The sequence below is a fragment of the Sorangium sp. So ce1504 genome (assembly GCF_051521635.1).
GTDB classification, from domain to species: Bacteria; Myxococcota_A; Polyangia; order Polyangiales; family Polyangiaceae; genus Sorangium; species Sorangium cellulosum_B.
Map to the genome: position 1 here is coordinate 12746870 of NZ_CP150365.1, position 13778 is coordinate 12760647.

The 13778-nt window shown below is 73.4% G+C and carries 9 protein-coding genes; 5 read left to right on the plus strand and 4 right to left on the minus strand.

Translation table 11 applies throughout. The features are described 5' to 3' along the window. The first annotated feature begins 206 nt into the window (after nt 1–206). Both WMF39_RS48075 and WMF39_RS48080 read left to right on the plus strand, forming a co-directional pair. Entirely contained in the window at nt 207–1478 is a 1272-nt protein-coding gene (locus tag WMF39_RS48075; RefSeq protein ID WP_437743145.1) for a phosphatase domain-containing protein, read from the plus strand. Nucleotides 1479–1545: 67 nt separating this feature from the next. Beyond that, complete coding sequence (locus tag WMF39_RS48080; protein WP_437743146.1) at nt 1546–2586, plus strand: hypothetical protein; 1041 nt, start codon at nt 1546–1548, stop codon at nt 2584–2586. 61 nt (nt 2587–2647) lie between these two features. On the opposite strand, the gene WMF39_RS48085 is transcribed toward WMF39_RS48080, so the two are convergent. Together WMF39_RS48085 and WMF39_RS48090 are read right to left on the minus strand one after the other, a co-directional pair. Further along, nucleotides 2648–3820 (minus strand): aminotransferase class V-fold PLP-dependent enzyme, encoded by a 1173-nt coding sequence (locus WMF39_RS48085; protein WP_437743147.1) that lies wholly within the window; start codon nt 3818–3820, stop codon nt 2648–2650. 100 nt (nt 3821–3920) lie between these two features. Then, the gene (locus WMF39_RS48090; RefSeq protein ID WP_437743148.1) at nt 3921–4667 is read right to left on the minus strand and encodes a helix-turn-helix domain-containing protein; all 747 of its coding nucleotides are present in this window, start codon (nt 4665–4667) and stop codon (nt 3921–3923) included. A 42-nt stretch (nt 4668–4709) separates the two neighbouring features. On the opposite strand from WMF39_RS48090, the gene WMF39_RS48095 reads away from it, so the two are divergent. Then, nucleotides 4710–5981 carry a cytochrome P450 gene (locus WMF39_RS48095; protein ID WP_437743149.1) on the plus strand — a complete coding sequence of 424 codons (1272 nt, stop codon included), beginning with the start codon at nt 4710–4712 and terminating at the stop codon, nt 5979–5981. Here the strand turns inward: WMF39_RS48095 and WMF39_RS48100 are convergent. After that, a complete protein-coding gene (locus tag WMF39_RS48100; protein WP_437743150.1) occupies nt 5903–7084 on the minus strand; it encodes a hypothetical protein in 1182 nt (393 codons plus the stop codon). The two genes, WMF39_RS48095 and WMF39_RS48100, sit on opposite strands and share 79 nt — an antisense overlap. A gap of 502 nt (nt 7085–7586) precedes the next feature. Here WMF39_RS48100 and WMF39_RS48105 point away from each other — a divergent pair. After that, nucleotides 7587–8306, plus strand: coding sequence for a hypothetical protein (locus tag WMF39_RS48105; RefSeq protein ID WP_437743151.1), 720 nt, complete (start codon nt 7587–7589; stop codon nt 8304–8306). Between the two features lie 16 nt (nt 8307–8322). Here WMF39_RS48105 and hisC read toward each other — a convergent pair whose 3' ends face one another. Then, entirely contained in the window at nt 8323–9405 is a 1083-nt protein-coding gene (hisC, locus tag WMF39_RS48110) for a histidinol-phosphate transaminase (protein ID WP_437743152.1), read from the minus strand. 128 nt (nt 9406–9533) lie between these two features. Between hisC and WMF39_RS48115 the strand changes: the two genes are divergently transcribed. Then, nucleotides 9534–13475 carry a protein kinase domain-containing protein gene (locus WMF39_RS48115; protein ID WP_437743153.1) on the plus strand — a complete coding sequence of 1314 codons (3942 nt, stop codon included), beginning with the start codon at nt 9534–9536 and terminating at the stop codon, nt 13473–13475. The last annotated feature ends 303 nt before the right edge of the window (nt 13476–13778 follow it).

Genomic DNA, 13778 nt, shown 5'->3' on the forward strand with positions numbered 1-13778 from the left:
GTCGGAAAGAGCAGTAGCTCGGACCGCCTGGCAGCCGTGCGCGTCGTCTGGAGCCATGGTGCGACCGTCGAGGTGAACGCGCAGTGCGATGTAGGCTGCTGCGCGGACGCCGCCGGAGGGGCGGGCGGCAATGCGCGTGGTCGGTCGGCGGGAGCTGGCCGGGAGGCTACCAGCGCCCGCCGGATCGGTTACGTTGTCAGGACCCCATGACGATCGACACCTCTCCCGACGCGCCCATCCCGTCGGTGCTGTCGAAGCTCGACGAGATCCGGCAGCGCATGGCCTCCCACACCGATCGGGACGACGAGCGGCGGGTCCTGGAGATCCTCGCGGGCTCGACCGTCGTCGAGCTCGACCAGCTGCTCCTCCAGCTCGATCTGCCCGCGCTGCTCGGAGACATCGACGATCGCCTCATCGGCCCCGACAACCGTACGGCGCTGCTCGATCTCCTGACCGCCGAGCGCCTCGGCGACCTCGGGATCCCGGCGCGCGCGGCGCTCATCTCGGCGCTGCAGCGCGGCCGGACGGGTAGCCTCGACGAGCAGGCGCTGCGCCGCCTCTGGCTCGGCACGCGCGGCGCGGACGTCACGCGGCTCAAGAACGCGCTCGACGGCCGCGGCGGCTACCGCGACCTTCACCAGCTCTTCTACCACGATATCGACGACGACTCCCTGCGCGAGGAGCTCCTCGCGCACTTCGCGCGAGAGGCGGTCTCGGCGTCTGGCTCCCTTTCGGGTTCAGGTTCCGTCTCGGTGCGCGAGGTGAAGGTCCTGTCCGATATCGACGATACGTTCTACGCGAACTGGAAGGACGCCCGGTACCCGAAGAAGACCGTCTATCCCGGCGTCCTGCAGTTCTATGCGGAGCTCGACCGCGGCCCTGGCCCCGTGCCCGGGCGAGCCGGCGATCTGACCTTCGTCACCGCCCGGCCGGGCGACCGCCTCGGCCTCGTGGAGGACGCGACGATCAAGGCGCTCGCCGAGCGCGGTCAGCTCACCGCGACCGTGCTCGCGGGCTCGTTCACCCGCCTCATCGGCAACCGCACGATCGCGGAGAAGAAGCTCGAGAACTTCCTCGAGTACCGGCGGCTGTACCCGGAGTACGATTTCGTCTTCGTCGGCGACAGCGGGCAGGGCGACATCCACTTCGGCCAGCGCATGCTCGAGCTCGCGCCGGAAGTGGTCAGGGCGATCTTCATCCACGACGTGGTCGCGACACCCGATCTCGCGCGGAGGGAGCTCGCGACCTCCGGCGTTCACCTGTTCGATACGTACATCGGCGCCGCGCTCGTGGCCCTCGAGCTCGGCCTCGTCGGCCCCGAGGGCGCGGCGCGCGTGGCCGAGGCCACGCTCGCGGCGCTCGCCGCGATCCCGTTCCCGTCGCACGCGGACCAGGAGCCGCGCCGCCTCGAGATGGTGCGCGACGTCGCGCGGCTGAACGAGGCGCTGCCGCCTTCGCTGCGGACAGGACAGCCGTGAAGCGAGGGTATCCGGCTAGCCGCGCCGAGAGCCGCCCGGGCCTCGAAATGGTAGACTGACGGGCATCATGGGCGGCGAGGGACGTCTGCTTGCGTGGTTCTTCGAGGCCATGGCGCGCCATCAGCCGGACGACGCGCTCTCGTTCACAGAAGCACAGGCGAACTTCACTTCGGTGCTGAAGGGCCTCATCGCAGTGGAGCGCGGCGGCGGGATGGTGTTCGGGTGGGTGCTCTCCGGCGAGCACGCCGATGCGGTCGTGCGCGCTGCGCTCCCGGCGCTCACGGACGCGGCGCTGGCCTGGCGCGCGTACTTCGAGCGACGTCATGGCGCGCGCGGGCGCCAGGAGGTCGCCCGTATCGCCGCCGCACTCCGCTACACGCCGTTCCTCGACCGCGGCCCCCTCCGCGCCGACGCGGGCGTCGACGAGGCGCTCGCGGGGCTCATCGACGCCTGCCTCGACCCGCGCCACGCCGCGCCGCGCGCCGACGGGCCGGGCGCGGCGCCCGCGGACGACCGGCTCGGCGACACGCTCCGTGGCGCCATGGCGCTGCGGGACGCCTCCTCGCCGTGCGCCGGCCGCTCCGTCGCGGTGAAGACCCCCTCTCCGGATCGCCTTCGCGACGTGGCCGAGGTCGAGGCGCGCCACGGGGCATTTCACCCGCAGATCGAGGCGCTCTACGCCGCCATCGACGGCCTGGCGCTCCTTGATTCGGCCTCTCCGCCGTCCCGGGTGCCGTGGCCCGCCGCTCTCCCGCCGGGGGCGCTTGTCCTCGTGTCGCCGCTCGCGTGGGCGAGCGCCGTCCGCAAATCGAGCTCATCGAGCGCGATGGGCGAGATGCAGCTCCTCGTGCTTGCCCGGCTGCCAGAGCGCATGCTGCCCAGGGAGTCCGAGCGCGGCGTCGAGTTCACCGTGAACCTGTATCTCGCGTTCCGCGTCGGAACGGCGGAGATCTACCTGACGGACGAGGCCTATGGCTCCCCTCCGCTCTTGCTCGCGCGCGATGTGGTGACCTTCTTTCGCGCGATCCGCGGCGCGGCCCCGCGGCTGGAGGGCGTCCTCGCGGCCCTGGCGAAGGCGCTCGGCGGCGGCGCGTCGCAGGCTGGCTGATCCCGGGCCGCGTCGCCCTCGCGGAGGCCGCGCGAAGGACCGCCCCGAGCCTCCCCCTCGCTCAGGCCGCGGCGAGCGCGGCGACGAAGCGGTCGATCTCGGAGTCGTCGTTGTAATAATGGACCGAGGCGCGCACCAGATCGGGAATCCCGCGATCCTCGAAGTCGAGCAGCGTCCCCGCGGCGGTCGATACGCTGACATGGATCGCCTGCGCGCCGAGCCGCTCCTTGATGGCCGTGGCGTCCTCGCAGGCCCGGGTGAAGGTCACGATGCCGCAGCGCTGCTCGCCGAGGTCGCGCACGGTGACCCCGGGGATCTCGGAGAGCCGCGCGCGCAGGCGCTCGGCCAGCGCACCCACCCGGTCGCGGATCGCGGGCAGGCCCAGCCGGAGCGCATACTCCGCGGCCGCGCCGAGCCCGAGCCGGCCGGCCACATAACTCTCCCAGTTCTCGAAGCGCCGGGCGTCGGGCCGCAGCTCGTAGCGATCCGGCGCCGTCCAGCGCGCCGCGTGGAGATCGAGGAACGGCGGCTCCAGCCGGTCGAGCAGCGCGCGCCGGACATAGAGAAAGCCGGTGCCGCGCGGCCCGCGCAGGTACTTGCGCCCGGTCGCCGACAGGAGATCGCAGCCGATCGCCTCGACGTCGATCGGCAGCTGCCCCACCGACTGGCAAGCATCGAGCAGGAAGGGCACGCCCGCCGACCGGGCGCGGCGGCCGATCTCCTCCGCCGGATTGACCAGCCCGCCGTTCGTGGGGACGTGGGTGATGGCGATCAGCTTGACCCGCTCGTCGAGCAGGCGATCGAGCGCGGGCAGCGATACCGCGCCGCGCTCGTCGCTCGGGACAGGGACGATCTCCGCGCCGGTGCGCCGCGCGACCTGCAGGAACGCGATGTAGTTCGAGGCGTACTCGGTCCGCGCGGTCAGGATGCGATCGCCAGGGCCGAAGCGGAGCGAGTAGAACGCCATGTCCCAGGCGCGCGTGGCGTTCTCGACCAGCGCGATCTCGCCGGGCGCCGCGCCGATCAGCCGGGCGATCGCGCCGTAGACCGCCTCGAGCCGCTCGCCCGCCTCCGCCTCGGCCTCGTAGCCGCCGAGGGTCGCCTCGCGGCGCAGGTGCTCGACCACCGTGTCGACCACCACGGCCGGAGGCAGCGAGGAACCCGCGTTGTTGAAGTGAAGGACGCTGGCGCAGGCTGGGGTGTCGCGGCGCAGCGCGGCGATATCCATCGTCATGACGTCGTCTCCTGGAGAGGCCGACACGCTGCCGGCTGGGCAGCTCCACGTCAATCGCGGCGGCCGCCGGCGGCAGCTCGCCGGTGAAGCGCGGTGAGGGCTATTCCATCAGCCCGCTGCGCAGCTCGCTCGGGGAGTAGCCGAGCATGCGGCGGCAGGTCCGCGAGAAGTGCGCGAGGTCGGCGAAGCCCGCGGCGTGGGCGGCGCCGGTCGCGTCGAGGCGCGCGAACGCCCCGAGCGCGACGAGCAGCCGGCGCCATAGCTGGAAGGTGCGGATGGGCAGCCCCACGTCGCGCACGAACAGCGCCTGCAGGTGCGCCTCGGAGACCCCGGCGCGCGAGAACGCGAGGCGCCGGTCCGCGGCCGGATCGCGCAGGGCCTCGAGGACGCGGGCGACCCGCCCATCCAGGGCGATGCGCGGCGACTCCCTCGCGAGCCAGGACGCGACCTCGCGCGCGAGGCCGCCGAGCACGTCGGGGCGCGACAGGGACGCGCGGTGCGCCGCCACGGCCCCGTCGAGGCGCGAGAGGAGCCGGCCTTCGAGCGGACAGGGGCCGCCGCGCAAGCGCGCCTGAGCCGCCACGTGCGGCATCTCCTGGGGGTCGTACAGGAACCCGAGCGTCGGTCCGGGGCTCGCGGCGGCGTGCCACAGGTCGGGGGGCACCACGACCGCGCGCCCGCGCACGACCGCGCCGCCCGGCTCGGTCACTGTCACCTCGCGCTCGATCCCCACCAGGATCGCCGCGCCGTGCTCGGCGTGGAGGGTCGACCTCATCGCCGTCGAGGCGCGCACCGCGAAGGCGTCCGCGATCACGGCGCCGATCCGGGATTCGTTCAAGCGGCCCACGTGCCCTGATCCTACCCTGGCCCCCGCTGGAGGTCGTGAGCGATGAACCTGTTCTCGGAAGAGATGCGCCGCAACCCTTACCCCGTGTACGACCAGCTCCGGAGCCGCTCTCCCGTGCTCCACTACCCGCCGTCCGACGCGTGGATGATCTTCGATTACGACGGCGTGAAGCGGGCGCTCCACGATCACGAGGCGTTCAGCTCGGTCGTGTCGCCGCCGGGCACCAGGACCGCCGAGTGGCTCATCTTCTCGGACCCTCCGCGCCACACCAAGCTGCGCGCAATCGTCATGCGGGCCTTCACCCCGCGCGCGGTCGCGGGGCTCGAGCCGCGCATCCGCCGGCTGTCGCGCGAGCTCCTGGACCGGACGATCGAGAGCGGCCAGATGGACCTCGCCGAGGACTACACGGTCCCGCTCCCCCTCCTGATGATCGCCGAGATGCTCGGCGCCCCCGTAGCGGACCAGCCGCGGTTCAAGCGCTGGAGCGACGCGATCCTGGACCTCAGCACCACGGTCTCCGGCAGCGAGCAGGCGGCCCGGGCGCTCGACGAGTTCACCGCGGTGACGGCCGAGATGCAGGCCTACCTGAGAGGCCTCATCGAGCAGCGGCGGGCGGCGCCCGAGGATGACCTCCTGACCAGGCTCGTCGAGGCCGAGGTGGACGGAGAGCGGCTGAACGAGGACGAGATCCTGGGCTTCTTCCAGCTCCTCCTCGTGGCCGGCCACGAGACGACAACGAACCTGATCGGCAATGCGATGCTGTGTTTCCTCGAGAATCCGGACGAGCTCGCCCGCCTCCGGGCCGCGCCCGATCTGCTGCCCTCCGCGATCGAGGAGGTCCTGCGCTACCGCTCGCCAGTCCAGGCGATGTTCCGCGTGACGAGGCGCGATGTCCCGATGCACGGCCAGGTGATCCCGGCCGGCAAGGCGGTGCTGGCGATGATCGGCTCAGCCAACCGAGATTCGCAGCAATTCTGCGACCCCGACCGCTTCGACATCGCGCGCGATCCCAACCCGCACATCGCGTTCGGGCACGGCATTCACTTCTGTATCGGGGCGCCGCTCTCGCGCCTCGAAGCCAGGGTAGCGCTGGCGGATCTCGTCGCGCGGCTCGGCGGCCTCGAGCTCGCGAGCGACGCGCCGTGGGAGCCGCGCCGGGCGATCCACGTGCACGGCCCGACCCGCCTGCCGATCCGCTTCACGCCGGGGCCGCGCCTCGGCGGCGCCCCGGGCCGTCAGGGCGCCCGCAGCGAGGCGGCGACGTCGAGCAGCGGCGCGAGCGCCTTGTCGTCCGCGGCGCCGGCGAAGAGGTGAACCATCAGGCCCTTGATCTTCGGGTGCGGCACGATCGCCTCCGCCATGACGCGCGTGGGGCTCATGGGCCAGACTTGCCAGCTCATCGCCTTTCCGAACACCTTGCCTGGCCTGAGCGTGGGGGTCACCTTCGCCTCGTTCTGGTTGTACTGGAACGACGGGTGGTCACCGACATAGATGCCTATCGCGGACTGCGGCGCGCCGAGCTCCGCGGGCAATCGCACGCGGTGCACCGTGAAGTCCGGGCCGCGCTGCAGGGCGGTGCTCGCGCCTGCCGGGACCTTCACGAGGAAGCTGTCCTCGCTGCCCTGTCCCTTGATGGCGCGCTCTCCTCCGCCCGCGTCGATGCGCCGCGGTCCCGCGCTCACGGTGGCGGCGATCGCGCGCGCGAAGGCCGTGCAGCGGGGCAGCTCGCCGGGAGCCTCCGGCAGATCGCCCGCGCCGGCCGCGAGCGCGCTGCAGCCCGCCGCGTCCTTCGCGGCCGGAGGATTCACGTAGAAGGCGAGCCTCTGAACGAAGCCGTCCGGGTGCAGGACGTACAGGCCGAGCACCGGGATCGCGACGCTGCCGCGATTCGTGCTCCCAGGGAACACGGCCCAGGCCCTGAGCTGCTCGTCGGACAGGCGGAGCGGCTCCGCCGTGGCGCTGCCCCCGGGGAAGTCCGCGGCCATCGCGGCGCGCACGCCGCCCTCGGGATCCTTGCCGCCAAGCGCGAAGAGCTCGGAGGCCATCATCACGAAGCGCTCGTCGCCGGCGTCGAGCACCACGCGGGTCTCCTCTTCGTCCGGCTCCGCCGCGGCCATGATCGAGCGCGCGCGCGCCTCGATCCGCGCCCCCTCGGGCAGCCGCACCGCGAGGCGACCCGAGAGCAGCGAGGTGGCCGGCCGCTTGCCCAGAAAGTCGGGCGAGGGCGCTGCGGGCCCCGGCGAGGCCTGGGTCGGCGCGATGGGCGCCTCGCGCTGCGGCGCGGGCGCCTCGCCCTGCGCTCTGGCCGGCGCCTTGACCGGCGCGCCGCCGCTGCCGGAGCACGCGGCGCAGGCGAGGAGGGCTCCGCAGGCGAGCGCGAGCGCGGAGGGAAGGCGGGAGAGGCGGGCTCGACGCATGCGGCGCATGGAGCGCGACCGTAAAGCACCGTTTGCCAGCGGGCAATCGCGCTCGCGGCCGCGTGGCACGAGGCGCTGAGGGCGGCGCGCGCCGCGAGCGTCTCGTGGCATGGATCGCTCGGTCGCGCGGTCATCCGGCGTTCGTGATGCCTGCTGGACTGATGCCCGCCTGCCTCACCCGTCCCGCTGTGCGGTCCGGCGAAGCCAGCGGACGCGCCGCGATCGACCGTCAGGTTCGCGGCGGCGCCGCGCCGACGAGCCCGTCGGGGCCGGGCTGGCGCGTCGCGCGTGGCGCACGGCCGGCGGTGAGGGGAGGACCGTGGCGTCATCGCCGCTCCTCGCACCGGTGGCACCACCATTGCTGAAAGGGATGGCGCTGATGGCGCTGATGGCGCTGATGGCGCTGATGGCGCCGACCGCATGAACGACGCCGACGGCGCCCAGCGGACCGCCGTCCCGCGGCCCTGGTGGGCGATCGGGATGGGCAGGCATGGAGGATTCGATGAATGACCAGACCTCCGTCGAGGTTCTTGTTCCACGTGAGATGTCGCCGGATCAGAGACAGCGCCTCATCGACGAGCTCTATGGCTTACGCCGCGTGATCTTCGAGGGCGCGCAGAGGGAGAAGAGCTTCGCCACCCACGTCATCGACGCTGGCGCGGAGCACGGCGCCGTCGTGGTCCACAGGGGCGCTGGCGGCCAGATCACCGGCTATTTCGCGGCTCAGATCATGGATCCGGAGCCTTCCGGCGCGCAGATCGCGATCTTCCGCGGCGAGTCCGGGGCGCTCGGCGAGCACGTCGGCGACGATGTCGTCCTCCGCCACGTCCTTTTGCGCCTGATCCGGTACATGCTCGCCCACCCGGGTCGACCCGTGTTTTGCCTGTGCTCGATGGCTCACCCGTCGAGCTATGCGCTGTTCTCGCGCTTCGTTGACATCGCGCGCACGAGCCCGCCGGAGGGCGCGGACGAGCTCATGTCCAGGCTCGCCTCCTCATTCGACCCGGAGGTGAACGATCGAGGTAGCCCGTTCGTCTTCGAGGTCGGGCAGACGGCGGCCGAGCCGGCGGGCGGCTGCGACTTCCTGCACGTCTACGAGAACCCATCGGCGCGCCCCGGCGCCGCGGAGGAGCGCGAGCTCATCACGCTCGTGCCGCTGCGCCTCGGCGGCATGCTGCGCGCCGCAGCGCGCTGCGCACCGCCGGAGGCGAGGCGCTGGTAGCGCGCCGCTCGCCGGGTCAGCCCAGCACTGCGGACAGGCTGTCGAGGAATCGCTGGTTCTCGCGCTCGGTGCCGATGGTGACCCGAAGGCTGGTCGGCAGGTTGCCGAAGGGCCGCACGATGACGCCCTTCCGGAGCAAGGCGTCGTACACCGGGCGCGCCGGCCGCCCGACGTCCACGAGCACGAAGTTCGCCTGGCTCGGCGCCACCGAGAGCCCGAGCCGCGTGAGCTCGCGCGTGAGCCGGTCGCGCTCGCGGAGGTTCAGCGCGCGGCTCTTCTCGACGTGCTCGGCGTCGTCGAGCGCCGCGACGGCGGCCGCCTGCGCCAGCGCGCTCACGTTGAACGGCGCGCGCACCCGGTTCAGGTAGTCGATGAGCTGGGTCGGGCCCACGGCGTAGCCGACGCGGAAGCCCGCCAGGCCGTAGATCTTCGAGAAGGTGCGGAGCACGAGCAGCCGCTCGCGGAGGCCGCGGAGGCGCATGGAGTCCGGGAAGTCCGCCGCGTCCGCGTACTGGATGTACGCCTCGTCCATGACCACGATGACCTCGGGCGGGACCTCCTTGAGCAGGCGCTCGACCGCGGCGCGGCCCACGTGCGTGCCCGTCGGGTTGTTCGGGTTCGCGATGAACAGGAGGCGCGTCTTCGGCGTGACGGCCGCGGCCATGGCCTCGAGGTCGTGCCGCAGGTCGCGCAGCGGCACGGCCGTGAACGGGACGCCGTAGGCGAGCGCGGCGAGCTTGTAGATCACGAAGGCCGGGTCGGCGAACACGATGTGCGACCCGGGCGTCGCGAACGTGTGCACGATCAGGTCGAGGAGCTCGTTCGAGCCGTTTCCCTGGACGATCTCCTCCATCGTGACGCCGTGGACCGCCGCGAGCCGCTCGCGGAGCCGGTACGCCGCCCCGTCCGGGTAGAGGTGCACGTTCGCGAGCGCCTGGCGCGCCGCCTCGAGGGCGCGCGGGCTCGGGCCGAGCGGGTTCTCGTTCGAGGCGAGCTTCACGGCGTCCGTCACGCCGAGCTCGCGCGCGAGCTCATCGAGCGGCTTCCCCGTCTCGTACGGCGAAAGCAGCTCGACGGAGGGCAGAACTAGCGCAGACATAGCGCGCACCCTATCACACCTTGGCCGTGGGGAGTGAGCCGGCTCGCCGGCGCCCTGCCGCGGTTCGTCGCCGGGATTGCCGGGATCTGGCCTCTCCCACGGGGCTCCGTGTGATACTCGCCGTCCCGATGAAACCCGGGGACATCGTCGCCGACCGCTTCTTGATCGAGCGCCTCGCCGGGTCGGGCGGGATGGGCTCCGTCTACCGCGCCCTCGACCGGCACACGGGCGAGACGGCGGCGCTCAAGGTCATGTCGGGCCGCGGCCTCGAGCACGGCGAGCGCTTCGCGCGCGAGGCGCAGGTGCTCGCCGAGCTGCGGCACCCCGGCATCGTCCGGTACATCGCGCAGGGCGCCACGGAGAGCGGCGAGCCCTGGCTCGCGCTCGAGTGGCTCGAGGGCGAGAGCCTCGGCGACCGGCTGCGCCGGCGCGGGCTCACCATCGCCGAGAGCGTCACGCTCGGCCTCCGGGTCGCCGAGGCGCTCGCCGAGGCGCACCGCCACAACGTCGTCCACCGCGACCTCAAGCCGAGCAACCTGTACCTCGTCGACAAGTCGGCCGAGCAGGTCAAGCTCCTCGACTTCGGCATCGCCCGCCTCACGTCGCTCGCGCCCCTCACGATGACGGGCGTCGTGATGGGCACGCCGTTCTACATGGCGCCGGAGCAGGCGCGCGGCGAGCGCGACGTCGGCGCCCAGGCCGACGTGTTCGCGCTCGGCTGCGTCCTGTTCCACTGCCTCACCGGCCGCCCGCCGTTCGTCGGCGACGACATCCACACAGCCCTCCTCCGCGTCGTGCTCGACGAGGCGCCGCGCCTCCGCGACCTGCGCGCCGACGTCCCCGAGAACGTCGACATCGCCGTGGCGCGCATGCTCGCCAAGGCCCCGGCGGACCGGCCCGCGAACGGCGCCGCCGTGGCCCTCGAGCTGCTCCGCGTCGGCGAGATCAAGAGCACCCCCCCCGCGCCCGCGAGCCGGCGCGCGAGCGCGCTCACGACCGGCGAGCGGCGCACGCTGTGCCTGATGCTCGCGCGCGTGGGCGCGCCGGAGGTCCCCTCGTGGCAGGGGCCCACCATGCCGATGACGCTCCCGATGACGATGCCCCTCGCGCGCACCGTCCCGGAGGACGAGGTGAAGCGCGTGGCGTCGCGCTTCGGCGGGGCGCTCCAGACGCTCGCGGACGGGCTCCTGCTCATCACGCTCGAGGGGCGCGGCCTCATCACGGACCAGGCCGCCCGCGCGGCGCGGTGCGCGCTCGAGGTGCGGGACCTCCTGCCCGGCATGCAGATGGCGCTGGTCGCCGGCCGCGGCTCCGCCGACGACCAGCTCCCGATGGGGCCCACCATCGACCGCGCCGTGCGGCTGCTCGACCGCGCCGACGGCGGGTCGATCCGCCTCGACGAGGTGATGGCCGGCCTGCTCGACGCCCGCTTCGAGGTCGGCGGCGACGCGACAGGCCTCGTGCTCCGCGCCGAGCGCGATCTCGTCGAGGCCGCGCGGACGCTGCTCGGGCGCACGACGCCGTTCGTCGGGCGCGACCACGAGCTCGCCATCCTCGACGCCGTGCTCGACGAGTGCCTCTCCGAGCCGACGGCGCGCGCGGTGCTCATCACGGCGCCCGCGGGGCTCGGCAAGAGCCGGCTGCGCTACGAGTTTCTGCGCCGCGTCGAGGAGCGCAAGGAGCGGGTGCAGGTCTGGCTCGGCCACGCCGACCCGATGAGCGCCGGGTCGCCCTTCGGGATGCTGCGCCAGATGCTCCGCCGCGAGGCCGGGCTCTCGGGCGGCGAGCCGCAGGAGGTCCGCGAGCAGCGCCTCCGCGCCCGCGTGGGCCGGTACCTGAACGGCGCCGACCTCGACCGCGTGACCGAGTTCCTCGGCGAGGTGGCGCGGATCCGCTTCTCCGACGAGGGCCGGGTGGAGCTGCGCGCCGCGCGGAGCGACCCGATGCTCATGGGCGACCAGATCCGCCGCGCCTTCGAGGACTTCGTGCTCGCCGAGTGCCGGGCCGAGCCGGTGCTCCTCGTGCTCGAGGATCTCCAGTGGGGCGACGTGCCCACGGTGAAGCTCATCGACGCGGCCCTCGCGCTCCGCGACCAGCCGCTCATGGTGCTCGCGCTGGCGCGGCCGGAGGTCGAGACCATCTTCCCGAAGGTGTGGGTCTCGCGCGGCGTCCAGGAGCTCCGGCTGCGCGAGATCGGGCGGCGGGGGAGCGAGCGGCTCGTCCGCGAGGTGCTCGGCGACGCCGTGACGCCCGACCTCTGCGCGCGCCTGTGCGAGCGGGCAGGGGGCAATGCGTTCTACCTGGAAGAGCTCATCCGCGCCGCCGCCTCGGGCCGGACCGAGGCGCTCCCCGAGACGGTGCTGTCGATGGTGCAGGCCCGCCTCGAGTCGCTCGACGGCGAGGCGCGGCGGGTGCTCCGGGCCGCGAGCGTGTTCGGCCAGAAGTTCTGGCGCGGCGGGCTGATGGCGCTGCTCGGCGGCGAGCGCCGCGCCCCCCAGGTGGACGGGTGGCTCGCGGTGCTGGTCGATCGCGAGCTCATCGCGCGGCGGGGCGAGGGCAAGTTCCGGAGCGAGCACGAGTACGCGTTCCGGCATGCGCTCGTGCGCGAGGCGGCGTACGCGACGCTCACGGACGAGGATCGCGCGCTCGGCCACCTGCTCGCCGGCGAGTGGCTGGACGCGGCCGGCGAGCGCGACGCGGCGCTGCTGGCGGACCACTTCGAGCGCGGCGGCGACGCCGAGCGCGCGGTCGTCTGGTTCCGGCGCGCGGCGGAGCAGGCGCTCGGGGCGAACGACTTCCGCGCCGCGATCCAGCGGGCCGAGCAGGGGGCCGCGAGCGCCGACGTGGACGGGGAGTTCTTCGCGGCGCTGCGCCTCGTCCAGGCCGAGGCGCACAAGTGGCTCGGCGAGGCCTCCCAGGCCGAGCGGTGCGCCGTCATGGCGATGCGGGGCTTCCCCCGGAAGAGCGCGCTCTGGTACGCGGCGGCCGGGGAGGCCGCGTCGATGCGCGTGCGCCTCGGCATGGGCGACCGGCTCGCGGATCTCGTCGAGGAGCTCCGGGGGGCCGGCCCGGGCAGCGGGGACCGCGGCTCGTGGGTCGACGTCGCGGAGGCGACCGGCGCCTCCGTGAGCGCGCTGGCGCGCATCGCCGGGTCGCTCCTGCACGGGGGCCAGTACGCCGCGGCGGAGGAGATCGTGCAGGAGCTCTCCCGGGTGGCGATGCCGCTCGCCGAGCGCGACGCGGCGGTGGCCGCGCGCATCCACGCGCTCCGGGCGTCGCGGGCGCTCTGCTACGGCGACCCTGCGGCGTCGCTCGCGTGCACGGAGCAGAGCATCCCCGCCTACCTCCAGACCGGCGATCTCAGGAACGCGTGCCTGAGCCGCGTGAACGCGGCGCACTGCCTGCTCCAGCTCGGGGTCTACGGCCGCGCCGAGGCCGAGCTGCGCGACGCGCTCGCGGAGGCGGGGCGGCTCGGGCTCTACAACGTGGCGGCGTTCGCCAAGCAGAACCAGGGCCTGCTCTGGATCCAGCAGGGCGATCTCGGCGCGGCGCGCGCGGCCACGGCCGAGGCGATCGACGCCTTCGTGGCGCAGGCGAACCGGCGGCAGGAGGCGCGGTCGCGGGCGTACCTCGCCGCGATCCTGACGCGGCTCGGCGACCTCGACGCGGCGGACAACGAGGCGGGCGCGGCCGTGGCGATGCTGGCGCACGTGCCGACGCTCCAGGCGCACGCGCTCTCGGTGCGCGCGCGGGTGCTTCTCGAGCAAGGCCGGGCAGAGGAGGCGCTCGAGGCGGCCCGGCGCGGGCTCGGGCTGCTCGTGTCGGTCGGCGGGACCGAGGAGGGCGAGGCGCAGATCCGGCTCGTGTATGCCGAGTCGCTCCGCGCCTGCGGCCACCACGAGGCGGCGCGCGAGGCGATCACGGTGGCGATGCAGCGGCTCGTCGCGCGGGCGCAATGGATTCAGGACCCGGCGCGGCGGCAGAGCTTTTGCCAGGCCGTGCCGGAGAACGCCAAGACGTTCGCGCTGGCGGCGCTCTGGCAGCAAGAAGCGGAGCCGACGCTGCAGTGAGGCGCCGAGTCGCGGCCGCGCTGCGGACGGAAGAGCTCATGTGTGCTGGCTCGCCCGGCTGCGCCGGCGGGCGAGGGCGAGGGGGATGCGCAGCGCGCGTGTCACCGCGCCGCGGTGAGCGGATCGAGCTGAGCCGCGCCGCTGTCATGAGGAGTTCACTCACGCCATCTCCGCGGTAACCAATCGTGGCCGCGGGTGGCGGGGCGTGCGCAACATGGGGGGCGTGGGTGGCGCGTGCGTGGGGAAGCGGCGACCCGGCCGCGGCTGCTTGACTGTGTGGCCGAGGTTCGAAAGAATCCTCAG